Here is a 23,529-nt window from a genome sequence, read left to right on the forward strand (position 1 = left end):
TGTCAGAGCTGGTTCGGCTGTTGTCTGTGACACGAAAAAGAGCTTAGACGGGCAGCTTCCGGAAGATAGGTCGCGGCACGTGGCGCAGAGCCATCATCACGAAGCGGAACGGGCCAGGTGCCCAGACAATTTCCTTGCCCTTGTCCGACGCTGCAACAGCAAGCCGCGCGACGTCTTCCTTGTTGACGGTCAGCGGCGCTTCCTTGACGTGGGCGCTGAACTTGGTGCGCACCATGCCCGGTCGAACCACGGTGACGCTCGGGCCGAACTCCGCCAAAGCCTCGCCGAGACCCAGGTAGAAGCCGTCGAGGCCCGCCTTGGTGGAGCCGTAGACGAAGTTGGCGCGCTTCACGCGCTCACCGGCAACCGAGGACATGGCAATGATCTTGCCGAAGCCCTGAGCCTTCATCTTCTCGCCGATCAGCACGCCGACGGAGACTGCCGCGGTGTAGTTGACGTTTGCGACCAGGACGGCCTTGCGCTGGTTCTGCCACAGCTCCTCGGCGTCACCGTCCAAACCGAACGCAACGATCGCGACATCGACGTCGCCGCCGGCCCATGCCTTGTCGATGACGTCGGGGTGGCTGTCGAACTTCACGGCGTCGAAGTCGACGACCTCAACCTTGGTGGCGCCCTTGGCTTCGAGGCCCTTGACCGCGGCATCGGTGCCCGGATCGCCGGGCAGTGTCGCCAGAATGATGCGCAGCGGCGCCTTCTTCAAGTACTCCTCGCACATCGCGAGGCCGATCTCGGAGGTTCCACCGAGAAGCAAAACGGTTTGCGGGTTACCTACAGCGTTGATCACAGTTCCAGCCTTCTGGACATATCGGAGGCGAAAACGCCTGTGGGGTCGTACTTTCGGCGCGTCGCCATCCACTCGTCGATGCGCGGGTACATGGAATGGAAGGTTTCTGCGGACGTCCGCGAATCCTTGGCCGTGTACAAGCGTCCGCCGAATTCGAGGACCCGCTTGTCGAGTTCGGTGACAAATTCGTTGAGGCCCGGCTTGATGCGGAAGTCGACGCAGATGTTCCAACCCGGGATCGGGAAGCTCAGGGGAGCCTGATTGCCCTCGCCGAAAAGCTTGAACACATTCAGGAACGAGTGATGACCACTGCGCTGAATGTCGACGATGATCTTCTTGAACTCCTCGACAGCCTCCGGCGGAACCACGAACTGGTACTGCAGGAATCCGTTGGATCCGTACGCCCGGTTCCACTCACCGAACATGTCGAGCGGGTGGTAGAACTGCGTCAGATTCTGGACCTTGCCGCGGTACTTGCCGGACTTACGGAACCAGACCTCACCGATCGCGGTGAAGTTGAACTTGTTGGCCAGACCGTTCGGGAAGACGTCGGGGAACGTCAGCAACTGCGGCGCATCGAACGCGAGCGGGTTCTTCTGCAGCTTGGCCGGAAGCTGGTCGAGCTTCGCCAAAGATCCGCGCGAGACTGCCGCACGACCGAGCTTCGGGGGCGCGGAAATCGCGTCGAACCAGGCGCTCGAGTACTCGTAGTTGGCCTCGCTGCCGTCGCTGTGCAGCGCGATGGTCTCGTCGAGGCTGTTGGTGACATCGCCGTCGGCGATGAAATATGCCGTCTCGGTCGGTGTCATCTTGATGGTGGCGCGCAGGATGATGCCCGTCAGGCCCATACCGCCGATCGTGGCCCAGAACAGCGCAGCCTTGGGATCGTTACGCCCGCCCTTGGGGGTGAGGGTGCGAACCTTGCCGTCAGCCGTCAGCAGATCCAGCGACACGACGTGGTTGCCGAAGCTGCCGGCGGTGTGGTGGTTCTTGCCGTGAATGTCGGAACCGATGGCGCCGCCGATCGTGACCTGACGCGTACCCGGCAGGACCGGAACCCACAGGCCGAACGGCAGAGCAGCCTTCATCAGCTGATCCAGGTTCACCCCGGCGTCGACGTCCACCAAAGCGGTGTCACGATCGATGCGATGAATACGGTTGAGCGCATTCATGTCGATGACCAGGCCGCCTGCGTTCTGCGCCGGATCACCGTACGAACGGCCGAGGCCGCGCGCGATGACACCGCGTCGCAGGTGCGACGGCTTGGACTCGTTCTTCTCCGCAACCTGGGCGACCGCACTGGCGATCACTTCCACGTCGGGGGTGGACAACACCTGTGCGGTGGTGGCGGCGGTGCGTCCCCAACCGGTGAGGGTGCGGGCTTGGGTGTGGAGAGCCTGCTTGGGCGTCTCTTCTGCTGTCGTGGACATCAACGTAGAGGTTACCTGGGAGTAGAGCCGGACGGCTTGGGCCGGAGTCGTTACGCTCGTCGTCGTGCCCGAAACGCCTGCGAACCACCAGCACGAACCTCACGTCCCTTTGCCGGTGGAGATTCCCGTCACGACGGACCTCGCCGATGACGCTCTCGACCTGAAAACGCAGATCGTCCGGTTTGTTGCGACGGGCGGGCTGTCCGCGATCGTGGACTACGGGCTGTACGCGCTGCTCCACGCGTTGGGATTGTCGTTCACCGCAGCAAAAGCTCTGAGCTTCGTTGCCGGTACAACCACGGCGTATCTGATCAATCGCCGGTGGACGTTCAAGGCCGAGCCGTCGCGCGCCCGGTTTATCGCCGTTGTTTTGCTGTACGCGGTGACCTTTGCCGTTCAGGTCGGTCTCAACGCGGTGATGTTGCACCTGCTTGCAGACGAATGGTGGCGCATGCCGCTGGCGTTTGTCATCGCGCAGGGCACGGCAACGGTCATCAACTTCATCGTCCAGCGAGCTGTGATCTTCAATATCAAGTGAGAGTTGCAGCAATTAAGCGCCGCATGAATTAGCGGCTGCGTGAATTAGCGCATTCGTCCCGTTCTTGGGGGAGAATGCAGGTCATGATCATCGTCCTCGACTCCTCCGCCTTGGTCCGGGGCGCACGGTTCGACAATTCCGTCGCCGACGCCAAAGCCCGCGGACTCCGCGTTGTGGTCCCGCGCCTCGTTGCCCTCGACGTCGCAAATCGCTACCGCAAGGAATCCGCGGACATGATCGCCGCACTCAGCGTGCAAGCGCGGATGTACGACCGTCTCGGCCTACGCCGGGACCTCACCCGATTCATCGACGCCGCCCACGACAAAGCGGACGGCTATGTGCAGGATCTGGTCGACGATCTGCAGGGAATCGGCATCGAGGTCATCGACCCTGTCGACGTGCCGCACCTACTCGTGGCCGAACGTGCGATAGCGATGCAACGGCCGTACGTCGACAAGAAAAAGCGTGACGGCTACCCCGCGACACTGAACTGGTTGACCCTGCTCGATCTGGCCGATCGGAATCCCGGCACCGAAATACTCTGGGTCAGCGCCGACACACGGGCGTTCGGTGACACGCAGGAAGCGTCGTGGCATCCGGATCTTCTGCGCGAACTCGACTCACGGTGGTTGGACAGCCGCGTTCGTTGGGCGCTGGAATTCCCCGTGTTCGACGGGCCGGCGCAGGTTGAGGCGACGTTTGTTGAGGCGCGGGTTGTTGAGGCGCGGGTTGTCTCGTCGGAGCTTGTCGAGGTGGCTGAGGTTGTGGAAGTGCCGGAGCTTGTCGAAATGCCGGAGCCTGTCGAGGTGGCTGAGGTTGTGGAAGTGCCCGAGGTTGTCGTGCGCGAGGTTGTGGAAGTCGCTGAGTCGACTGTTTACGCCGCGCCGGCTGCTCCTGTTCCTGCTGTGCCGGTGGCACCCGCTCCTAAACCGGTACAACGTGCAGCCCGCACCCGCGTTGCACCCCAGCGCATCCCGCCCGCACCCAAGCCGACGTCCGGTGGACTACGCAACTTCGGGAAAGTGATCGGTGGACGGAAGCGAAAAGTCACTATCGTCGAAGATCTTGACGAAGTCGACCTCACCGGGAACTGACCGCCCTTAATCTAGGCGGATGTCCCTGTCTCCGATAATCACTCGCCGAACCGGCACGCGGTACGGCAGCCCGAGTACCTCGTCGCGGATTCTGTACAACGTGTGTCGCGCGATGGTGCGTCCGGTTGTCGGAGTGGCGCCGTTGACGCACGGCGCAATTCGGCGCGCTGCGGTGTTGGACTCCGCGGCAGGGTTGCGAATTCCGTCAGGAATCGATCGAGAGGTGATTCGTTTTCCTGATTTCGGCGGGGGCTTGGGATTCGACGGAGAACTGGTGCGCAGAGCCGGTTCGACGGCCGATATCCGCGACGGAGCGGTTTTGTACCTGCATGGGGGCGGCTTCATGTGTTGCGGCCTCAACACGCATCGTCCAGTGGTTGCAAGCATTGCCAAGCGGACGGGTCTGCCGGTGTTGCATCTTGCGTACCGGCAGTTGCCGCACACGAGCATCAGCGGATCGGTCGATGATTGCCTGAGCGCATATCACTGGCTTCTCGCGCAGGGCGGATTGCCGGAAAAGACTGTCTTCGTCGGGGATTCGGCCGGTGGATTTCTGGTGTTCGCAACAGCGTTGGCCGCAGCTGCCATTGATCTTGCGCCTGCAGGGTTGGTTGGGTTGTCGCCATTCCTCGACCTGGACTGCACCGCTAAATCTGCACATGCCAATGCTCGACGCGATGTTATCGCCCCGGTTTCTGCGTTGACAGCAATCGGTGCGCTGGGCGGCGTGATGGATTCGCCGGTCGACGGAGACCTTGCAGGGCTTCCTCCGTCGCTGCTGATAGCAGCGGAATCCGAAGTGCTCAGAGTGGACGCGGAACTGATGGCGCAACGACTTTCGGGAGCCGGTGTCGAATGTTCACTGCAAATCTGGGACGGTCAGATTCACGCTTTCCCAGCGGTGTGGCCGAGTCTTCCGGAAAGCCGTGCAGCTCTCCGTGACGTCGCAACATTCATTCGGGCGCGCATCGCCTGACTCTTTCCGGCGCTCGTTTCCGACGCTCGTTTCCGGCGCTCGTCTTGTCGTGCCCGGAGTTTCTTGTCGGACCCTCGGAATAGTGTGTGGTGCAAGTTCGAACCGGGGGGTTCAGTGAGCGATATCGCACCAGATGACGGGGGTCATCGCCAGTTGGTCGACGTGTTGTCTTGCGCTGCCGAAGAATTGGTGCAGTGCTCGTCTTCGGCGTTGACCGACGACGGCATTATCTCTGCTTTGCGAGATCTCGAGCGAACAGTTCGGCTCATCGATGCTGTTGGTTATCAGCTCGTGGCCGAAGGAATGGAACGTAGCCTGCACGTGGGACAAGGTCTTCGATCACCCAATCAACTACTCGTGCAGGTTCTCCGAATTTCTGCGTCGGACGCGTCGCGGCGCGTACGGGCGGCACGGTCTGTGGTGCAACAAGTTTCGGCGTTCGGCGAGCCGACTCCGGCGGTGCTCCCCGAAACCGGTGATGCAGCACGCGACGGGGATATCGGCCGTGATCACATATCGGCGATCGCGGACGTCATGCACAAGGCGCCTGCTGCGCTTGATTTCGAAGACCGACAAAGCCTTGAAATGGTGCTTGCCGAATACGCGCGCACGGGCACTCCCGAAGCAGTGACGGCAGCCGGCATCGAGGCCTTGGCCTGGCTCAACCCAGACGGCGAACTAACCGATGACAGGGATCGGCGACGTCGGCGGTATCTCAGCGTGCGCAGACAGGACGCAGATCTGATGGCACGGATCTCCGGTGAGCTCGATCCGGTTGCAAAGGCACAACTTGATGTTGTGCTGGCCAAATGGGCGAGACCAGGGATGAACAACCCGGATGATCCGGAATCACCTGGCGGGGACTGCTCTGAGGTCGGTGAGTCGGTAATTGCGGCAGCAGCGTCACGTGACACACGTACCGCCGGTCAGCGAAACCATGACGCGTTTTCGGCACTGCTGAAATGTGTCCTCGACGGAGGTGTGTTGGGCAACCATCGCGGCCTTCCTGCGACGGTCATCGTCACCATGACATTGGAGCAGTTGGAGGAATCGATCGGTGGCGTGGCAACCACGGCAACCGGCGGTATTCTGCCGATTCGGGACGCGCTCGCGATGTCCGAGAAATCCCATCCGGTGTTGGTTCTCTTCGATCATGACGGTCGGCCGCTGCATTTCGGTCGTGGGAAGCGCCTCGCAACTGTTAATCAGCGCCTGGCGCTTATTGCAGCTGACCGGGGATGCACGCGGCCCGACTGTGACGCACCACCCTCGCGGTGCGCCGTTCACCACCTGACCGAATGGAATGATGACGGACTCACCGACATCGAAAACCTCACCCTCGTCTGCGACAGCTGCCATAGCTTGGTCAAAAAGGGCCCACAGGGCTGGATCACCAACGCGCGGAACGAAAACGACGGGTACACCGGAAGAACCGAGTGGACGCCGCCTGCGCATATCGATCCGGAACGGCGGCCTCGAGTGAACTCGCGGCACCACCCACGAGAATTGTTGCAACGAGCACACTCGATCATTGCGTGGCGCAAGAAACTATATCGAGGAGACCCGAATCGACAGAGACGGTCTTCGAGAGAGGATCAAGATCCGGAGCCAGAGGGACGAGCGTGATGCGGTTCAGAGCAGCGGTTCGGCGTGGCAGTTCAACGCGGCGGCCCTTCGTCGAGGACCAGGGAACCTGACCGCTGCTGACCTTCCGTGTCGAACCAGATCAAATCGACCGTATCGCCAGGGTGACGCATGCTCATCGCAATATTCAGGTCGGACGTCGAGGCGATGGGTGCTCCGCCGAAGTTCGTGATCACGCCACCTTCGGTCAGCCCGGCAAGCTCTGCTGGCGAATCGAAGCTCACTGCAACCACTTCCGCGCCGGGAGGAGAGCCCACGTGATCTTTGACTGCTACGCCGAGCACCGGCGTCGGCCCTACTCGTACCGTTTCCGAGGAGCGACCACTGAGTATTTGGTCGACAATCGGAAGCGCCGTGTCGATCGGGATCGCGTAAGACTGCGGGGCGGGTGAGACTTCCGTCCGATCTTCGATGGCGATGGCATTGCCGGCGCTACTGACTCCGATCAATTCGGCAGCCGCATTCACAAGTGGTCCGCCGGAATCGCCTGGCCGGATGTCGGCATTGACCTCGATGAGGCCCTTCAACTGATTTCGTGAGCCATCCGTGGAATTGCGAGTGTTGACTGTGACCCCGAAACCGGTGATGGCGCCGAGCGCAGGAAGTGGAACTCCTTCTCCATCGGCGTTTCCGATGGCGGTCACGGGATCGCCTCGCGCGGCTGTCTGTGAGCTTCCCACGGCGGCAACTGGAAGGTCGGACGCTCCGACGAGTCGGAGTACTGCGAGGTCTTGGCCGCTGTCGTAGCCGAGTACTTCTACGTCGTAGATCAGTCCGTTGGACATGTTCACGGCCGTGATTTCGGTGCCACCGCTGATCACGTGATGGTTAGTTAGGACAACCCCGTCCGGAGACAGGACAATGCCTGTTCCTGCAGTGGTGGTGAACATGGCGGAAGAAGTGATGGTGACAATGCTGGGGACGACCCGCGCGACCAGTTCTTGTGGCGTCAGCGAAATCGCAGGCGGCGGCGGGGTGGTGGTGATGACCGAGACGGGTGACTGGGCGTTCGGTTGCAGTGAGTTCGGTATTAGTGAGCTCGGTATTAGTGAGCTCGGTGTGAGCGGCGGAGCGGCCAACGTGAGACCACTGAGTCCCAGGACGAGCAGTACGGCGATCCACAGGCCACGTTTGGTGCCCCGGCTACCACTGTCTTTGCTCATCCGTGGACCCATGTCGTCGGTGTACCCATGTCGTCGGTGTACCCATGTCGCCTGTGTACCCATGCCCGTCGGTTACCAGTACCGGTGTTTCTATTGGTGCAGATTACCGATTCGGCGGTGGTGCGGTCACAAAACGGGGCACTGAACCTGGGCGCTGGAGCCGGGGCGCCTAGAACCTGGGCACCCAGAACCGGGGCACCCAGAACCTGGGCGCCTAGAACCTGGGCAAGAGTCCTTGCGTGCGAAGTGCCTCGAGTGATGGTGCGGCACTATCTTTTGCAGACAGTTCGTAGGCCAGGGGTTGACCTGCCCGGTCGGTTGTCGGCCAGGCGATGTTCAGTTCCGGATCGAAAGGGTCGAGGTCGCGGTCGAATTGTGGGGAGTACTCGATGCTGCAGAGATACATGACGGTTGATCCGTCTTCGAGGGACAGAATGGCGTGCCCCAGGCCTTCGGACAGGTAGACCGCTTTGCGGTCGATGTCGTCGATCAGGACGGAATCCCATTCGCCGAATGTCGGGGATCCGACGCGCAGGTCTACGATCACGTCCAGGAACGCCCCTTTGACGCAGGTGACGTACTTGGCTTGCCCGGGAGGTGTGTCGGTGAAGTGGATTCCGCGCAAACTGCCCGCTGCAGAAACCGAGCAATTAGCTTGCGCCAGTTCGAGATTGTGGCCCGTTGCGGCCGTGAAGGCTGAGCTTTTGAACCATTCGAGGAAAACGCCGCGGTTGTCTCCGAACTGTCGGGGAGTGATTTCCCAAGCTCCGGCAACTTTCAGTTCGCGGATGTCCATGTCACCATTCCTTGCCGTGTTCGAGTAGGGCGAGGAGGTAATCGCCATAGCCAGATTTGCCCAATGTTTCTGCTTGGGAGCGCATTTGGTCGGAGGTGATGAATCCTTGCCTCCAGGCAACTTCTTCGGGTGAACCGATTTTGAGGCCCTGGCGATGCTCGATTGTCCGCACGTAGTTGGCGGCTTCGAGAAGGGAGTTCGAGGTTCCGGTGTCGAGCCAGGCGGTTCCACGGGGGAGGATATCGACCTGTAGACGACCCGCGTCGAGGTAGTGGCGATTGACGTCGGATATCTCGAATTCGCCTCGGTCGGAGGGCTTCAGGTCTCGCGCGATGTCCACAACGTCGCTGTCGTAGAAATACAGTCCGGGTATGGCGTAGTTCGATTTCGGGGATTCCGGCTTTTCCTCGATGGAGATCGCGCGTCCGGCGTCGTCGAACTCGATGACACCGTAGGCAGTGGGATCGGAGACCCAGTAGGCGAAGATCGCCCCTCCGTCGATGTCGGAGAATCGCTTCAACTGGGTGCCCAGGCCCGGACCGTAGAAGATGTTGTCGCCCAGAACAAGTGCAACAGATTCGCTCCCGATGTGTTCGGCGCCAAGGACGAATGCTGTTGCGAGTCCGTTCGGTTCGTGCTGGATCGCGTAGGTCAGATTGACCCCGAATTGGGAACCGTCACCGAGCAGGCGCCTGAACTGTTCGGAGTCGTGCGGCGTGGTGATGATGAGAATGTCGCGAATATTCGCCAACATCAGGGTGGAAAGCGGGTAATAGATCATCGGCTTGTCGTAGATCGGCAGCATCTGCTTGCTCACTCCGAGAGTGATCGGGTGCAGGCGAGAGCCTGTGCCGCCGGCCAGAATGATTCCACGCATACGTGCAGTGTCCTGCACGTACGCACAACGAAGCAAACGGATCGGGCACCGATGGGCAAACGAATCTGGCACCGGCAGGCATTCGGTTCGGGCGCTAATGGGCAAAGCGGTCAGATCCGACGAGCAAACCAGTCAGGCGTCGTCGAGCGGTAAGGTTCGAAGGGTTCGGCAAGCTTGAGGAGATGAACGTGCGACTGCTGGTCACCGGGGGTGCCGGGTTTATCGGCGCCAATTTTGTTCACCAGACGGTGACTTCGCGTCCGGGCGTCGAGGTTACGGTTCTCGATGCTCTCACCTATGCCGGTAATCGGAGCTCACTTGCCGAGGTGGAGGATCGCATCCACTTCATTCACGGTGACGTCGCCGATCAGGGCTTGGTGGACGAGTTGGTATCGCGATCCGATGCAGTGGTGCATTTTGCGGCGGAGAGCCACAACGACAATTCGTTGAGTGATCCGGAACCGTTTATCCGAACGAACGTGATGGGCACGTTCTCGCTGCTGCAAGCTGTTCGGGCGCATAAGGTCCGTTATCACCACATCTCGACGGACGAGGTGTACGGCGATCTTGAGCTGGATGACCCGACGCGATTCACCGAGTCGACTCCGTACAACCCTTCGAGTCCGTATTCGGCGTCGAAGGCGTCGAGCGATCTGATTGTGCGGGCGTGGGTGCGTTCGTTCGGGATCGAGGCAACGATCTCCAATTGCTCCAACAATTACGGCCCGTTTCAGCATGTCGAGAAGTTCATCCCGCGCCAGATCACAAATCTGATCGACGGTGTGCGTCCCCGGTTGTACGGGGAGGGTCGCAACGTCCGTGATTGGATTCACGTCGACGATCACAACCGCGCGGTCTGGGACATCCTGGAACGAGGCAAGTCGGGCGAAACGTACCTGATTGGCGCGGATGGTGAAACGGATAACCGGACGGTCATTGCGGCCCTGCTCGAGATTTTTGGGCGCAAACCAGACGAATTCGACTTTGTCACCGACCGGCCAGGGCACGATATGCGGTACGCGATCGATCCGACGCGAATTCAACGGGAACTGGGATGGCAGCCGCTGTATCGCAATTTCCGCAGTGGATTGGAAGCCACCGTGGAGTGGTATCGCGACAACGAACAGTGGTGGCGTCCACAGAAGGCTGTCACCGAGGCAGGCTATTCAGCTTCGGAAGCTGTCGTGGACTGAGCGGCTTACCGGACTTGTCAGCTCAGGCTTTGCTGGGATCTGGTACCCGGGAACGCTCGTGCACGAGAGCGTTGCGCAGGCCCCGCGATCCCGAGAGCGCAGCTACGACGCCGGCAAAGACTTCGCAGAGGGTGAAGAGCAGCCTCGACGCCAGCGCGAGGCCGAGCGCGACGCCCGCATCCATGAACGGCGAAAGCGCCGCGACGATGACGGCTTCGCGGACACCGATTCCGGACGGGACGACAAATACCAGGACGCCCGCGCACATACCGAGGGCGAGAGCCCCGATGCACTGGACGAGCCCACGAATTTCGAATCCCGCCGAGCTGGACGCGAGCAGCCACAGTTGGATGCCGTAGAGCACCCAACTAGCCGCGCACCAGCCCAGCGCGAGGGCTATTTTGTGCATTGTGAGCGGTTTGTGCAGGGGCGCGCGGCGGAGCAATTTCAGCGCGAGGTTCACCAAACGGGTGAGCACCGGTGGGTACGCGCAGACCAATGCGATCGGTACCAGGATGATCACGCCGACCGCTGCTACCGTGCTGACCTCGAACAGAGCAGGTAGACCGAAGAGTCCCACGACCAACGCCGAAGTTGTGCTCAACCCCACCGTGACCAGCACTGCGACAAAGCCTGCGGCCCGGGACACGCCGGCGCGCCTCACGAGTTCCGTTTGCAGCACAAAAGCCCACACGCTGCCGGGAAGGTACTTGCCGAGTTGGCCGACCAGATAAGCGCGCGCAGCGTCGAACGCCGGGATCGGTTGTTCCAGGGCGCCGAGTGCGTGTTGCCAGGATCGCACTGCGGCGCCCATGCCGAGGAAGATGAACAGCGACGACGCAGCGAGTGTCCACCAGTTCAGTTCGGTGATCGTGTTCTTCACGGCGGCCCACTGGGATTTCACCGCAAAAATGATTGCGATGACGATCGCGATGGTGACCAGAATTTTGAATCCGTTGACGAGCGCACCGCGCATAGTGTTCGGCTTCGCGTCCGGTTCGACATCGTCGACCGGTCTGGGCTGTTCAGATTCGGGGGGTGTACTCACGCGCCTGAAACTTCCCACCCGTTCGTCATTTGCCTGACGATACCAACCAGGGTTCTCCCAGCTACACAACGAGTGGTTTGTCGGCCCGTTCGCGCCACCAGGTGAAGGCGTCGCGCAGAGAATCCGGGAAGGTTGCCAGACCGTCGAAGCTTCCGGCGGCGTAGATCGCCGCAACTGCCTCGATGGCTTCTTCGGAGATACCCGAACGACTCATGCCGATCCGGTTGACGCCGTGCAGGGATACCGGATTGCCGAAGGCCTTGGCAAACGGAGGAACGTCTTTGACCACGACGGTTCCCATGCCGATCATGGATCCGGATCCGATGACGCGTCGCTGGTGAGCGACGGTATGCATCCCCAGATTGACGCCGTCTCCGACGCTGACATGCCCGGCCAGCGTCGTCCCGGACGACACCACACACCGGTCACCGACCTGAACGTCGTGTTCGATGCCGACACGGTTCATCACGAAGCACTCGTCACCGATTTCGGTGCGTCGTTCGCTGCCCTGGTGGACGGTGGTCAGTTCACGGATTGTGGTTCGGGCGCCGATGCGGATTCCGAGGCCCGCGCTGACGGACCACGAGGTGGGATGGTCCGCGCCGAGGATTTCGGGTGGTGCTCCCAGCACGGCTCCCGCGCCGATCCAGCAGTCGTCGCCGATGTCGAGTGGACCGGTCAGGACTGCGTTCGGTCCGATCGTCACACCAGTTCCGATCAGTACTTCAGCGCCGATGACGGCGGTGGGATGGATATGGCAGTCAGGTCGTGAAGACATGCGTGTTCCGGAATCCTCTCGAAGTATCGAATTGCGTTTCGATACGCTTCGTTGGTTGTCGGAGCATTTCGGTCCGACGACAGTCGGATGAATCTATCGGAGGTAACTCAGTGATCGCGATATCCAGTATCTCGTTCGGGGAAGAAGTCGAGCGCGAGGTGCTGGACACTCTGCGATCGGGGATCGTCGCGCAGGGCCCCAAGGTCAAGCGACTCGAGGACGAGTTCGCGGCTCTGGTCGGTACTCGTCATGCGGTGGCGGTGAACAACGGCACCACGGCGCTGATCGCGGCGCTTCAGGTTCAGGATCTGCAGCCCGGTGACGAGGTTCTGACCACACCGTTCACATTTGTTGCCACGTTGAATGCGATTCTCGAGGCCGGTGCGACGGCTAGGTTCGCAGATATCTCCGAGTCCGATTTCAATCTGGACCCAGCCGCCGCGGCTGCCCGAATCGGCGACCGTACGAAGGTGCTGATGCCCGTCCACCTGTACGGCCAGTCGGCTGACATGGGTGCCTTGATGCCGCTGGCATCAGAAAATGGCCTGACCGTCGTCGAGGATGCCGCTCAAGCTCACGGTGCGACCTTCGCGGGACGCGGCGCCGGCAGTTTCGGGTTGGGCTGCTTCTCGTTCTACGCGACGAAGAACCTCACGACCGCCGAAGGCGGAATGATCACCACTGACGACGAGGCGACGGCCGACCGACTTCGTGTCCTGCGTAACCAGGGGATGCGGGCTCGCTACCAGTACGAGATGGTCGGCCAGAACTACCGGATGACCGATCTGCAGGCAAGCTTGGCGCTGCCGCAGATGGCGACGTACATGCAGCAGGTCGAGGCGCGCCGAAGCAACGCGGAAGCCTTGCGAGTCGGTTTGAAAGATGTCGACGGGCTGATCCTGCCGGCTGAGCTGTCCGGCCGCGGACACGTCTGGCATCAGTTCACCTTGCTGTTGGCCGAGGACGCACCGATCACTCGCGACCAGTTGAGCGAGCGTCTGGCCGCGAAGGACATCGGTAGCGGCATCTACTACCCGAAGGCTGTGTACGACTACGAGTGCTACCGCGAACATCCGCGCGTCGTCATCGACGAGACGCCGGTGGCCACTTCGGTGGCGTCGCGGTGCCTGAGCATTCCCGTCCACGCGGCGTTGTCCGCCGGAGATGTCGATCAGATCGTAGCCGCAGTGCGCGGCGCTATGGAGGCCTGAAAATGACCACGAGCAAGCCCCGTATTGCCCTTGTCGGCTCCGGTCAGATGGGTTCGCTGCATGCGCGTGTCATCGCGCAGTCGGCCTTGTGCGAGTTGGAGTTGTTGATCGAACCCCGCGAGGAACAGGGCAAAGCTGTTGCGGAGCGGTTCGATACGCGCTGGGCTGCGGATTTCGACGCGCTCGACGGTATCGACGCCGTGGTGATCGCCGCGGCCACACCGGCCCACTACGAGTTGGCCGGACGGGTTCTCGATCTGGGTAAGCCCGTTCTGGTGGAGAAGCCGTTGGCCGCGACGTACGAGCAGAGTGTCGACTTGGTCGATCGTTCACGCGCGTCCGGTGTTCCGCTGATGTGTGGTCTTCTGGAACGTTTCAATCCAGCTGTTCGCACTGCGCGCGAGTTCTCCGGCGACGTGTGGCAGGTTAACGGTATTCGCCACTCTCCGTTCGTTTCTCGCATTCCGACGGGCGTTGCGACAGACCTGTTGATTCACGACATCGACTTGGCTATCGGCTTTGCCGGATCGGAGCCGAGTTTGGCTAAAGGCGAGTTCGGATACTTCCATCCGACTTCCGTGCAGAACCGGTCAGAAGATTGCGCCGACGCTGTTCTGCGTTTCGATTCGGGTGCGGTAGCGACGATTTCGGCCAGCCGAATCAGCCAGCGCAAGATCCGTCAACTGTCGTTGCTCGAGGCCGACCGACTCATCGAGATCGACCTGCTTCGTCGCGACATCACGATCTACCGGCACATCGACGACAACATGCCCACCGATCGGGACGGCTACCAGCAGCAGACGGTCATCGAGATTCCGACGATCCGTTACAGCGAGGAGCCGTTGGCTGCGCAGCTGACGCACTTCCTCGGATTGGTGCAGGGAACAGGTGATGCGGACGGTGAGCGGGCGTCGATCCTGCCCGCTCACCGTGCGGTTCACGAAGTCACGGAATCTGCGCTCGCCGCGTCGCTCTCTTCCTGATTGCGCCGCGTTCGGAAAGCCCAGGCGCCTTGAGACAAGGCGACGAGTAGTCCGACGCCGGCGATACCCCATCCGAATGTGCTTCCCGGCGGGCTGAATTCGATGGTGAGTGTCGATCCGGCGTCGGCGCTCGGCGGTAGATCGACTTGCAACAAGCCGCCGGGGCTGGCCTTCGTTTCCACCGACTGCCCGTCTACGGTTGCGGTCCAGCCGGGCCAGGCGAGCAGGGCGAAGGTGACGGTGCCGGATCCGGTGTACTCGACGGTTTCCCGGGTGTCTGTTGCGGCGGCGTCGCCCTGAATGTCGAGTCCCGGTGTGGTTGCGGATACCCGGCCGTCCGGCCACTGGTGATCGGTGGTGCGGCGGCCGACCGTGACGACCCGATCGGGGGAGACTGCCCAGTCGCTCTCAGGGAGGGCGTCGAGGGCGCGTTTGCCGCCATAGGGTCCGGAATTCTGAACGACGACGGTATCGATGCGCATCGCGTCGAGCCAGGACACGCCGGTGCCCGGTGATTCGGCGAGCAGTCGATCGACTGCGTCGGGGCACTGGACGCCGCCGTAGTAATTCAGGCACAGGGCTTGAACGAAGTCGTTGTAGCTGATTCCCGCGTAGCTGTTTACGGCGTCGACACCCGCAGGCTGCCAGGCGTTTCCGAACAGCAGATCGCCCCACTGTCCGGTTTGGTTGTCCAGTGGAATGTTGATGGGATCGGCGATGGCGAAAGTTGTTCCTTGGTAGCGGTCTTCGAATTTCGATTCCAGGAACGCGATCTGCCGCGGGAACTTCCAAGGTGTGACGTTGTAGTTTCCGGTGAACCAGAAGTTTGTCTGGGCACCGAGCACCACGACGATTCCGGCTGCGAGTGCACCTACCAGGTAGCGGGGTTTCCGGTAGGCCACGATCAACGCGACGACCGTCAGAACCACGGTGATGACCAGCGATGCGAGATGAATGCCAATGTCTTCGGGGACATTCGACCAGGCGAGATAGAACTGGAGCGCCAGCAATCCTGCGGTGATGATCGATCGCGCGCGGATTCGATCACGCTGCAAGCCCGCGGACAGAGCAACCGCCGTGACAATGATGGCCGGCAGCTGACCGTATTCGAGAAGTCGCGCCGGCCACCGGAACAGCCAGAGATTCGACGGGCCGAGAAGCAGCACTACGTAGATTCCGCCGAAGACGAAGAGCGAAACACTGTGACGCCCCAGGGCCTTGAGCGAACTCCATCGAATCCAGGGAGCGAGCGGGATCAGGAACCACACCAGGTAGACCAAGGGAATCGTCATGGCAGGTGAGGCAAACGCCGTGACGTACGGCTGGTTGGAAGGTCCTGAAACATTGATCAGGTCACCGAGATCGGGCCGTAGCGAGCCGTCGTTCGCGATGCCGGACTGCGTGCGCACGGACACGCCGGTGGTGAACAGAAGTGGTAGGTACACGATCAGCGACATCATGATGATCGCGGTGGCACTGATCAGAAGTGACCGGATACTGCCTGCCCGTTTGATCGCTATGCATTCCGCGATGACGGCGATGTAGACGACAGCGACGCCAACCGCTCCGTACGGGTTGCCGGTGGTCATGGCGAGATAGCCGAATGCGATCGGTACCAGCGGATTCACGCGTCCGAGTGCGCTGGCTCGCGTCGACCACCAGACATGGGGGATCCAGGCGAAGGCGATCAGTCCGGATGCCCAACTGGAGGCGTCGAAGTAGAGCGTGTAGCCGGCGAATGGCATGGCAAATCCGGCGATGAAGGCCATCGACCGGTTTGCGCCGTACTGGCGAGCGACCAGGTAGACACCGACGGCGAGTATCGCCATGAATTGCATCTTGACGAGGGTGATTCCGATACCGAGGTTCGGAATGAGTGCGATAGCAACTGAATCCAGAAGGATCACGGGATTGTATGTCCCGTAAAGAGCTTCGGCGGTGACGTTTCCACCGGCCCACAATTCGGGAATGAGCGTCGGCCATGATCCCGACAGAATTCGTTCGCCGATCGTGTGCCATCCAGGCGTGAAAGCTGCTGCACTGTCGTCCCAGTAGTAGAACCAGCGATTGGAGATCAGTGGGATTGCCGCGACGATCGAAACCAGAGCGGCGAGCAGAATCGGCGGCACTACGCGTTGAGCGAGTGGCAAGTCAGATTTCACGATGTGCTTTCGTCGTCGAGTCGATGGCTGTACTTCGGAGCCTGGGGCGTGCCCTGTTTCTCGGTGCCCCTGTTTCGCGGAGCCCATTTCCTTGGAGCGTAGTATTCCGACGAGTTCGAACTGCAGTCGGGGAAGAAGGAGATCGGGACGTGGCGACATCGCGGACGGAACCCGTTCGTGGGGAATCAGCTACGCCGGAGCTTTCGGTGGTCATCCCCGCATACAACTCAGGTGAGGTACTGGAGTCGACGGTGCGACAATTCGCCGAGTACTTCAGCGCCAACCCTGCCAAGAGCATCAGCCCTGCCAAAAGCACCAGCCCAGTCGAGATCATCGTCGTGGAGAACGGTTCCACCGATAACACTGCGGACGTGTGCGCCGCGTTGTCGGCAGCCTGGTCCTGGCCGGGCGTGACTTTCCGTCCCATGACCAGTGACAAAGGCATGGGTGCAGCACTGCGCGCGGGAATCATCGCGTCACGTGGAGAGCGTGTGTTGCTCACCGCGGACGATTTGCCATTCGGTTTCGGCGACATCGAAGGCGCGAACCGTGTGATGGCTGATTTGGGGTCTGTTCCTCCCGTGGTCATCGGTTCCAAGGCCCACGCGGAATCCGAGGTGCAGCGTGGTCTGCTGAGAGCGATCATGACCGGTGGATTTGCCACCCTTCGGCGAGCGATATTGGGTACCCGGACGGGTGATCCGCAGGGAACGTTCATCGTCGACGGCACCTTGGTGCGCCGGATCGCGCCGGCTTTGGCCGAGCGAGGTTTTCTGTTCACGACGGAATTGGACTACGCGCTGGAATTGGCGGGAGTGCGCCCAGTGGAGGTTCCCATTCGTCTCAGTGACGATCACCTCGCGCATGCAAGCCGGATTTCGCCCAAGGACGTCATTCAAATGGCAAACGGATTGTTGTCGCTTCGGCGGCGGAAGAAGGAACTGGCCGCTGTGGCCGGCCCGGGGTACCGCGGGTAGAACCAGCGTGGCCTGGTGCTTGCGGCAGGGCTGAGCGGGTTCGCGATACCCTGCGAGGTGTGGATACCGCGAAAGTGACCGATGGCCAGTCCGACTCCGGGCAGTCCGACTCCGGGGTCGAGTTGACCGAACATCGTGCGAGCTCGGATCGCCTGGTGGCGCAGCGCACGTTGTTCACCGGAACCTCACCGGTCGCGAGTGACGAGTTGTACGCGGTCACCAAGGTCGGCATGTCGACACGATCTCGGTTCGAACTGCGACTTCAGCCTGGCGCTGTTGCGCACACCAACACTTTCTTCGGTCGATTTCCGGCCAGCTACTGGCAGCGCTGGACGCCCGTCACCGAGGTCACCGTCACCGCACGCGTCGTAGCCGAGACGGCCTGCCGCATCCAAATTCAGGCGTCCGACATCGGTGGTCACCGTCGTATCGTGACCAATGTCGTTGTTACTGGAACTGAGCAGATTTCCATGACTGCGCCGCTCGACACTTTTGTCGACGGCGGCGCGCTGTGGTTGCAGTTCGAAGCGCAAGGGGGCGGCGCAGTTGTCGACGACGTCGAATGGTCCGTCGTTTCACCGAAGCTGATCCGGCCGGTAGCGGTAGCGATCTGCACGTTTAACCGTGCCGACGACTGCGCTCGCACGGTCGAGGCTCTTGCGTCCGACGAACGCGTGTTGGGGTTGCTCGACGCGTTGTACGTCGTCGATCAGGGCACCGATCCGGTGGAGAGCCGTGAACTGTTCCAGGAAGTGTCGAAGAAGTTCGGATCGCGTCTGCAGTACCTGCGGCAGGCGAATTTGGGCGGTGCCGGCGGTTTCACGCGAGGACTGTACGAGGCGTCAGAGGCCGGACCGCACTCCGACGTGATTCTGATGGACGACGACATCCTGTGTGAACCGGAATCGGTCCTTCGACTGAGTGCGTTTGCGAACATGACAACGGAACCCGCCTTGATCGGCGCTCAGATGCTTTTCCTGTTCAACCCCGACTACTTGTTGGCTTCGGGTGAACGCGTCGATCTGGGCACCCTTCAGCGTGGTGTGCCGACCGACGAGCACGGGGTCCGTAACCGGAGCGTGCTCGAGAAGCTGCCGGAACGCCGAGTTGACGCCGAATACAACGGCTGGTGGACGTGCCTGATCCCCGCTGAAGCCATCGAACGCATCGGGCTGCCCCTGCCGGTGTTCTTCCAGTGGGACGACGTCGAGTACAGCCTGCGCGCCGGACGGGCCGGAATCCCCACCATCACGTTGCCGTCGGCGGCGGTCTGGCATGCGGACTTCTACTGGAAGGACGTCGACGGTTTTGCCCACTACTTCAGTACTCGCAACGGTCTGATCACCGCGGCACTCGATCCAGGGTTTGCGCCGAAGACACTGGCCAAGCAAATGGCGCGAGACATTTCGCATTCGATAGTCGGTTTGCAGTACGGCCTTGCGCACACACAGATCCGGGCGATCGAGGGATTCCTGGAAGGCCCGGCGGGCTTGGCCGACGGTGGACAGAAGGCATTGGCGACGATCAACCAGGAGCGAAAGCGGTTCCCGGAGACGGTGACTCGTCCGGCGTCTGAGTTGCCGGGAAGGCTGCCGATCCGACGCGTTGCACCCAGTCCCAAGACCGGCCTGTGGACCGATCTCGTTCTTGCGAAACGTGCTGTGATGCAGGCTCGTAACCAGCTCGAGCGGGGTCCGGTGGCGATCTCCTACGAGGACGCACAGTGGTGGCACGTCGGACGCTTCGATCATGTCTTCGTGACCGACGCTTCGCAGGGCGGCGTGCGTGAACGCCGCTTCGACAGTGAGACGGCTGCCGAGATGAGTGGTCGCCTCGCCGGCGTGATCAAGCGATTCCTGGCCGAAGCGCCAAGTGTCGCTCAGGCATTCGCCCGGGAGTTCCCGCAGCTCACCAGCCGCGAGAACTGGGCTCGCCTGTACGAGAAGTGAATCTCACCTGACTATCTTGGCTATCACCTGTTCGTTGTCGAAGGTGTAACCGACGTACTCGAAGGAGATGCCGGTGCGTGTGACGTATTCCGTCCATGCCCGGTATTCGTGGTTCTGCCACCCGGGGTAGTTGAAGAATTCGTCGAACACGATGATCGATCCCGGGACTAGGCGGTCTCCGAGTAGATCGAGCACCGTCTTGGTCGACGAGTAGAGGTCGGCGTCGAGGTGCAGGAACGCCACGGTTTCACGTTCCTGGTCCAGGAACGTCGGTAACGTTTCCTCGAAAAGTCCTGGAACGAGTTGTGCTCCAGGTACTTCGGGGAGAGATTCCTGGGCGAACTCGCCGGCTGGAAATCCGGTTCGCCATGTTTCCGGTAGCCCGGAGAACACGTCGAAGCCGGCAACGATGCCATCACGTTCGTGATAGTCGTCGGCGATAATCTTCAAGGTCGTTCCGGATGCGACGCCGAATTCGAGTGCCATTCCTGGAATCTCGACCAAATTCAGTGCGTGCCGCAGTGTGTCGTGAGGATGGCCGAACGTCTGCGCCACCCGCATGTGTTCCAGGATGAACGACGCGCTCGACGCGGTTGCTTCCAGATCGACTGCGTACGCCAGATCGCGGCGTTGACGGAATTCCAGTTCGTCGATTCTGCGCCGAAGGCCCGCGATATCTTCGCGGGCCCCGGCCAGTTCGTCGTGCGAGCGTGTTAGTTCGTCGAGAATCTGCCGTGTGCGCTCGGCATTGTGACGGTCGGCATTCTCGATCACCTCGGATACCGCACGCTGAAGCTTGGTCCTGGCGCTGGAACGGAACTGCTCGAACATGGCAACCTCTCGTCGGGATCACTCCCATGCTGCCAGGATTCGGCCGTTACTGTCTTCGGCCCCGGTAATGATCCCTGATGTGGCGGGAGAGCACCTTGATCTCTCGCGTGCGTTCCGCCTGCAGACGGGCGTCGCTGCGTGCGGCGTTCCACGCGTTCTCCCGCTGCAGTTTCCGATAGCTTCTGAGTCTCCGCTCGTCGATATCGCCGCGTTCGAGTGCACCCAAGACCGCGCACCCAGGCTCGGAGTTGTGTGCGCAATCGGAGAACCGGCAGGCCGAGATGAATTCCTCGATCTCGGGGAACGTCTTGTCGATGCCCTCTCCGGCGTTCCACATGCCGACGCCCCGCAGGCCTGGGGTATCGATGAGCGTCCGGCCGCCGGAAAACGGAATCAGTTCTCTCGTGACGGTGGTGTGGCGTCCTTTGCCGTCGCCGGCCCGCACCCGGCCTGTCTCGAGCACGCGACTCGCGGGGATATCACCGAGGAGCGCATTGGCAAGGGTCGATTTCCCGGCGCCGGAAGGTCCGAGTATCGCCACGGTGCCGTCCAGAACTGCGTCGAGTACGTCCATCCCCTCGTTGGTTTCGGCGCTGACGGCGAGCACTGTTGCGCCGGGGGCGATGGCGGAGACTTCGGATAGAACAGTGGAAATATCAGGAGCTGCATCGGATTTGGTGAGCGCGACGACAGGTGTTGCGCCGCTTTCCCAGGTGAGTGCGAGTAGTCTCTCGATGCGCCCGAGGTCGACGTCGCCGTCCGACGCCGTGGTGATGACGACGGTGTCGACGTTTGCGGCCAGTATCTGACCTTCGGATTTTCCGGATGCCGAGGATCGAACGATGCTGCTCGATCGCGGAAATATCGAAGTGACCGTGGGTGTTTCAGTCTCGCCCGTGGTGTTGGCGAGCGCAGTGTTGGCGGGCGTGGTGTTGTCGAGCACAGTGTTGGTGAGCGCAGTGTTGGTGACTGCAACCCAGTCGCCGGTGCACAGTGCATTGCTGCCACTGAGTGCGCGGACGGTACCGGTCGCGACGGCAATGTCACACTGGCCGCGGTCCACGCGTGTGACGCGCCCAGGTGCCGCGTCAGGTGAATCAAAACGCAATGCGTCGAATGTATCCGAGAGTGTTGCGTTCCAACCGTATTCGGTCAGTAATGTGCTGTTTTCTGGCATGGTGAAGGTGTCCTCGAGTACGAAGAATCGTGAGTGTTGACGGTGCGATAAGTGCGGAACACGACAGTCATCAATACTCACTCCTCGAGAATCTCAGGACGCACCATGCGTCGGTGCAGAATCGTCCCAGGCGCAGGCCCGGCTGTGCAACCGAATTAAATCAGGGCACCCGAATTAACTCGGGCGCTCGAACTTCTCTTCCCGGCCGAGTTTGCGCAGTCGCATCCACTCTCGCAGACCGGCGGGATCGCGCCGCGTGATCAGGAAGTACCAGCCGAACCGAATCCATTCCTGCGGAAGCAGTTTGCGCATTCCGGGTTGCGCGAGGATGTACCCACGGTTGCGGTAGGTGAAGAAGCGCTTCGTGTCGTTGTCCGGGTATTGCGTGTGCATCCGCCCGCCCAGAATCGGCTTGAATTCCTCGGCGCCGTTGGGATGCACGTAGGCGGTCTTCAGGCACGTGCCGAATTTCAGGCCGGATCGTACGAGTCGCCGGTGCACTTCCACTTCATCACCGCGCACGAACAGTCGAAGATCCGGAACACCGACAGCGTCGATGGCGTCGGCGGTGAACAACGCGCCGTTGAAGAGGGATGCGATTCCCGGCAGAAGGTCCTCGTCGCCGAGTTCGGAAGTGTCGAGTTCGCTGCGCAACCGCCGCCACGAGGTGCCGCGGCGCAGTGGGAATGCCAGGCGGTCGGGATCGTCGATGTCGCAGACGACGGGGGAGACCTCGGCCAGGTCGTGTCGCAGCGCGCAGGCAAGCAGGGTTTCGAGGACTTCGGGTCCCTCGGGGCGACCGTCGTCGTCGGCGAGCCAAACCCGGTCTGCACCGAGTGACAATGCATACAGAATGCCCAGGGCAAATCCTCCGGCACCGCCGAGATTGTGCTTCGAACCGATGTAACTGGTGGGCAGGGAAGCGCCTTCGACCAGTTCACGCACCGCGTCTTCGTCGGCATTGTCGACGACAACGAGGTGATCGAGCGGCCGGGTCTGTGTGCTGAGCACTTTCAGCGATTCGGCGAGCAGTTCACGACGCTTGTGTGTGACGACGACCCCGATGATCTTCTCGGGTGTGCTCACGCGGGCGTCTCCCGTTCCATGTCTCTGATCACGTGGCGGACGTGTTCGGCGGCGTCGTCGCCCTCGTAAGCGCGGACGACGTCTTCGATGTCACCGTGCATGCGGATCTGACCGTGGTCGATCCACATCGCGCTGTTGCACAGTTGGGCGAGGAACTCGTTGGAGTGGCTTGCAAAAACCAGGATTCCGGAGCGTTCGACCAGTTTCTGCAGACGTACGCGGGCTTTTTTCATGAATTCCGCGTCGACGGCGCCGATGCCTTCGTCGAGGAGCAGGATTTCCGGGTCGATGCTGGTGACAACACCCATGGCGACGCGCACGCGCATGCCGGTGGAGTAGGTGCGCAGTGGCATCGAGAGGTACTCGCCGAGTTCGGTGAATTCGGCGATCTCATCCATTTTCGCGAGCATCTGCTTGCGGGTCTGACCGAGGAACAGGCCGCGGATGATGATGTTCTCGTAGCCGGAAATCTCGGGGTCCATCCCGACACCGAGATCGAAGACCGGCGCGACGCGGCCGCGGATGGTGGCTGTTCCGCGGGTCGGTTCGTAGATCCCGGAGAGGAGTCGCAGCAAGGTGGACTTGCCGGCGCCGTTATGGCCGACCAGTCCGATGCGGTCGCCCTCTTTGAGGGACATCGTGATGTCGCGGAGAGCTTCGACGACAACAACATCGGAGTCGTTACGGCCGATGGATCCGCCGGCCTTACCGAGGAAAGCCTTCTTGAGCGAGCGGGATTTGGCGTCGAAGATCGGGAAGTCGACGCACGCGTTCTGCGTGTGGATGCTGACTGGCTGACTCATGTGATTTT

General features: G+C 61.4%; 21 protein-coding genes. 9 read left to right on the top strand and 12 right to left on the bottom strand.

Annotated features, from left to right (window positions below):
- Positions 1-43 precede the first annotated feature (43 nt).
- Together V2B23_RS08845 and V2B23_RS08850 are read right to left on the bottom strand one after the other, a co-directional pair.
- The gene (locus tag V2B23_RS08845; protein WP_430950003.1) at positions 44-805 is read right to left on the bottom strand and encodes a decaprenylphospho-beta-D-erythro-pentofuranosid-2-ulose 2-reductase; all 762 of its coding nucleotides are present in this window, start codon (positions 803-805) and stop codon (positions 44-46) included.
- The gene (locus tag V2B23_RS08850; RefSeq protein ID WP_430950004.1) at positions 802-2,235 is read right to left on the bottom strand and encodes an FAD-binding protein; all 1,434 of its coding nucleotides are present in this window, start codon (positions 2,233-2,235) and stop codon (positions 802-804) included. The genes V2B23_RS08845 and V2B23_RS08850 overlap by 4 nt, the downstream gene beginning before the upstream one ends.
- Positions 2,236-2,299: 64 nt before the next feature.
- On the opposite strand from V2B23_RS08850, the gene V2B23_RS08855 reads away from it, so the two are divergent.
- The 4 genes from V2B23_RS08855 to V2B23_RS08870 all read left to right on the top strand — a co-directional run bounded on the left by V2B23_RS08855 (position 2,300) and on the right by V2B23_RS08870 (position 6,469).
- Positions 2,300-2,773, top strand: a complete 474-nt coding sequence (locus V2B23_RS08855) for a GtrA family protein (RefSeq protein WP_430950005.1) — start codon at positions 2,300-2,302, stop codon at positions 2,771-2,773.
- An 83-nt stretch (positions 2,774-2,856) separates the two neighbouring features.
- On the top strand, positions 2,857-3,867 hold the full coding sequence (locus V2B23_RS08860; RefSeq protein WP_430950006.1) for a PIN domain-containing protein: 1,011 nt from the start codon (positions 2,857-2,859) through the stop codon (positions 3,865-3,867).
- Positions 3,868-3,886: 19 nt separating this feature from the next.
- Positions 3,887-4,843 carry an alpha/beta hydrolase gene (locus tag V2B23_RS08865; RefSeq protein WP_430950007.1) on the top strand — a complete coding sequence of 319 codons (957 nt, stop codon included), beginning with the start codon at positions 3,887-3,889 and terminating at the stop codon, positions 4,841-4,843.
- 114 nt (positions 4,844-4,957) lie between these two features.
- Positions 4,958-6,469, top strand: coding sequence for a DUF222 domain-containing protein (locus tag V2B23_RS08870; RefSeq protein WP_430950008.1), 1,512 nt, complete (start codon positions 4,958-4,960; stop codon positions 6,467-6,469).
- A gap of 32 nt (positions 6,470-6,501) precedes the next feature.
- On the opposite strand, the gene V2B23_RS08875 is transcribed toward V2B23_RS08870, so the two are convergent.
- The 3 genes from V2B23_RS08875 to rfbA form a co-directional block, all read right to left on the bottom strand.
- On the bottom strand, positions 6,502-7,650 hold the full coding sequence (locus V2B23_RS08875) for a S1C family serine protease (protein ID WP_430950009.1): 1,149 nt from the start codon (positions 7,648-7,650) through the stop codon (positions 6,502-6,504).
- Positions 7,651-7,864: 214 nt separating this feature from the next.
- Complete coding sequence (locus V2B23_RS08880; protein ID WP_430950010.1) at positions 7,865-8,446, bottom strand: dTDP-4-dehydrorhamnose 3,5-epimerase family protein; 582 nt, start codon at positions 8,444-8,446, stop codon at positions 7,865-7,867.
- A gap of 1 nt (position 8,447) precedes the next feature.
- Positions 8,448-9,323 carry a glucose-1-phosphate thymidylyltransferase RfbA gene (rfbA, locus tag V2B23_RS08885; protein WP_033235232.1) on the bottom strand — a complete coding sequence of 292 codons (876 nt, stop codon included), beginning with the start codon at positions 9,321-9,323 and terminating at the stop codon, positions 8,448-8,450.
- Between the two features lie 188 nt (positions 9,324-9,511).
- Between rfbA and rfbB the strand changes: the two genes are divergently transcribed.
- A complete protein-coding gene (gene rfbB / locus V2B23_RS08890; protein ID WP_430950215.1) occupies positions 9,512-10,516 on the top strand; it encodes a dTDP-glucose 4,6-dehydratase in 1,005 nt (334 codons plus the stop codon).
- A 22-nt stretch (positions 10,517-10,538) separates the two neighbouring features.
- Here rfbB and V2B23_RS08895 read toward each other — a convergent pair whose 3' ends face one another.
- Together V2B23_RS08895 and V2B23_RS08900 are read right to left on the bottom strand one after the other, a co-directional pair.
- Positions 10,539-11,492, bottom strand: coding sequence for a lysylphosphatidylglycerol synthase transmembrane domain-containing protein (locus tag V2B23_RS08895; RefSeq protein ID WP_430950216.1), 954 nt, complete (start codon positions 11,490-11,492; stop codon positions 10,539-10,541).
- 133 nt (positions 11,493-11,625) lie between these two features.
- On the bottom strand, positions 11,626-12,342 hold the full coding sequence (locus V2B23_RS08900; protein ID WP_430950011.1) for a DapH/DapD/GlmU-related protein: 717 nt from the start codon (positions 12,340-12,342) through the stop codon (positions 11,626-11,628).
- A 110-nt stretch (positions 12,343-12,452) separates the two neighbouring features.
- Here V2B23_RS08900 and V2B23_RS08905 point away from each other — a divergent pair, with 110 nt between their 5' ends.
- Together V2B23_RS08905 and V2B23_RS08910 are read left to right on the top strand one after the other, a co-directional pair.
- A complete protein-coding gene (locus V2B23_RS08905) occupies positions 12,453-13,553 on the top strand; it encodes a DegT/DnrJ/EryC1/StrS family aminotransferase (protein WP_430950012.1) in 1,101 nt (366 codons plus the stop codon).
- A gap of 2 nt (positions 13,554-13,555) precedes the next feature.
- The gene (locus V2B23_RS08910; protein ID WP_430950013.1) at positions 13,556-14,536 is read left to right on the top strand and encodes a Gfo/Idh/MocA family protein; all 981 of its coding nucleotides are present in this window, start codon (positions 13,556-13,558) and stop codon (positions 14,534-14,536) included.
- Here V2B23_RS08910 and V2B23_RS08915 read toward each other — a convergent pair.
- Entirely contained in the window at positions 14,491-16,698 is a 2,208-nt protein-coding gene (locus tag V2B23_RS08915; RefSeq protein ID WP_430950014.1) for a hypothetical protein, read from the bottom strand. The two genes, V2B23_RS08910 and V2B23_RS08915, sit on opposite strands and share 46 nt — an antisense overlap.
- Before the next feature lie 149 nt (positions 16,699-16,847).
- Between V2B23_RS08915 and V2B23_RS08920 the strand changes: the two genes are divergently transcribed.
- Both V2B23_RS08920 and V2B23_RS08925 read left to right on the top strand, forming a co-directional pair.
- Positions 16,848-17,675, top strand: a complete 828-nt coding sequence (locus V2B23_RS08920) for a glycosyltransferase (RefSeq protein ID WP_430950015.1) — start codon at positions 16,848-16,850, stop codon at positions 17,673-17,675.
- 59 nt (positions 17,676-17,734) lie between these two features.
- Positions 17,735-19,624, top strand: a complete 1,890-nt coding sequence (locus tag V2B23_RS08925) for a glycosyltransferase (RefSeq protein ID WP_430950016.1) — start codon at positions 17,735-17,737, stop codon at positions 19,622-19,624.
- A gap of 3 nt (positions 19,625-19,627) precedes the next feature.
- Here the strand turns inward: V2B23_RS08925 and V2B23_RS08930 are convergent, their stop codons facing one another.
- The 4 genes from V2B23_RS08930 to wzt form a co-directional block, all read right to left on the bottom strand.
- Positions 19,628-20,455 carry a TylF/MycF/NovP-related O-methyltransferase gene (locus tag V2B23_RS08930; RefSeq protein ID WP_430950017.1) on the bottom strand — a complete coding sequence of 276 codons (828 nt, stop codon included), beginning with the start codon at positions 20,453-20,455 and terminating at the stop codon, positions 19,628-19,630.
- 46 nt (positions 20,456-20,501) lie between these two features.
- A complete protein-coding gene (gene rsgA, locus V2B23_RS08935; RefSeq protein WP_430950018.1) occupies positions 20,502-21,632 on the bottom strand; it encodes a ribosome small subunit-dependent GTPase A in 1,131 nt (376 codons plus the stop codon).
- Positions 21,633-21,806: 174 nt separating this feature from the next.
- Positions 21,807-22,718 carry a galactofuranosyltransferase GlfT1 gene (gene glfT1, locus V2B23_RS08940; protein WP_095887660.1) on the bottom strand — a complete coding sequence of 304 codons (912 nt, stop codon included), beginning with the start codon at positions 22,716-22,718 and terminating at the stop codon, positions 21,807-21,809.
- Entirely contained in the window at positions 22,715-23,521 is an 807-nt protein-coding gene (wzt, locus tag V2B23_RS08945; protein WP_430950019.1) for a galactan export ABC transporter ATP-binding subunit Wzt/RfbE, read from the bottom strand. The genes glfT1 and wzt overlap by 4 nt, the downstream gene beginning before the upstream one ends.
- Positions 23,522-23,529: the final 8 nt, after the last annotated feature.

Source organism: Rhodococcus sp. 24CO, from assembly GCF_050586165.1.
GTDB lineage: Bacteria > Actinomycetota > Actinomycetes > Mycobacteriales > Mycobacteriaceae > Rhodococcus_F.

Excerpts from the sequence above, each read along its gene's own strand:
- rsgA (WP_430950018.1), bottom strand. The coding sequence starts at position 21,632 with ATGCCAGAAAACAGCACATTACTGACCGAATACGGTTGGAACGCAACA.
- V2B23_RS08850 (WP_430950004.1), bottom strand. The coding sequence starts at position 2,235 with ATGTCCACGACAGCAGAAGAGACGCCCAAGCAGGCTCTCCACACCCAA.
- V2B23_RS08875 (WP_430950009.1), bottom strand. The coding sequence starts at position 7,650 with ATGAGCAAAGACAGTGGTAGCCGGGGCACCAAACGTGGCCTGTGGATC.
- V2B23_RS08910 (WP_430950013.1), top strand. The coding sequence starts at position 13,556 with ATGACCACGAGCAAGCCCCGTATTGCCCTTGTCGGCTCCGGTCAGATG.
- V2B23_RS08860 (WP_430950006.1), top strand. The coding sequence starts at position 2,857 with ATGATCATCGTCCTCGACTCCTCCGCCTTGGTCCGGGGCGCACGGTTC.
- V2B23_RS08865 (WP_430950007.1), top strand. The coding sequence starts at position 3,887 with ATGTCCCTGTCTCCGATAATCACTCGCCGAACCGGCACGCGGTACGGC.
- V2B23_RS08880 (WP_430950010.1), bottom strand. The coding sequence starts at position 8,446 with ATGGACATCCGCGAACTGAAAGTTGCCGGAGCTTGGGAAATCACTCCC.
- V2B23_RS08900 (WP_430950011.1), bottom strand. The coding sequence starts at position 12,342 with ATGTCTTCACGACCTGACTGCCATATCCATCCCACCGCCGTCATCGGC.
- rfbA (WP_033235232.1), bottom strand. The coding sequence starts at position 9,323 with ATGCGTGGAATCATTCTGGCCGGCGGCACAGGCTCTCGCCTGCACCCG.
- V2B23_RS08895 (WP_430950216.1), bottom strand. The coding sequence starts at position 11,492 with ATGCGCGGTGCGCTCGTCAACGGATTCAAAATTCTGGTCACCATCGCG.
- V2B23_RS08930 (WP_430950017.1), bottom strand. The coding sequence starts at position 20,455 with ATGTTCGAGCAGTTCCGTTCCAGCGCCAGGACCAAGCTTCAGCGTGCG.
- wzt (WP_430950019.1), bottom strand. The coding sequence starts at position 23,521 with ATGAGTCAGCCAGTCAGCATCCACACGCAGAACGCGTGCGTCGACTTC.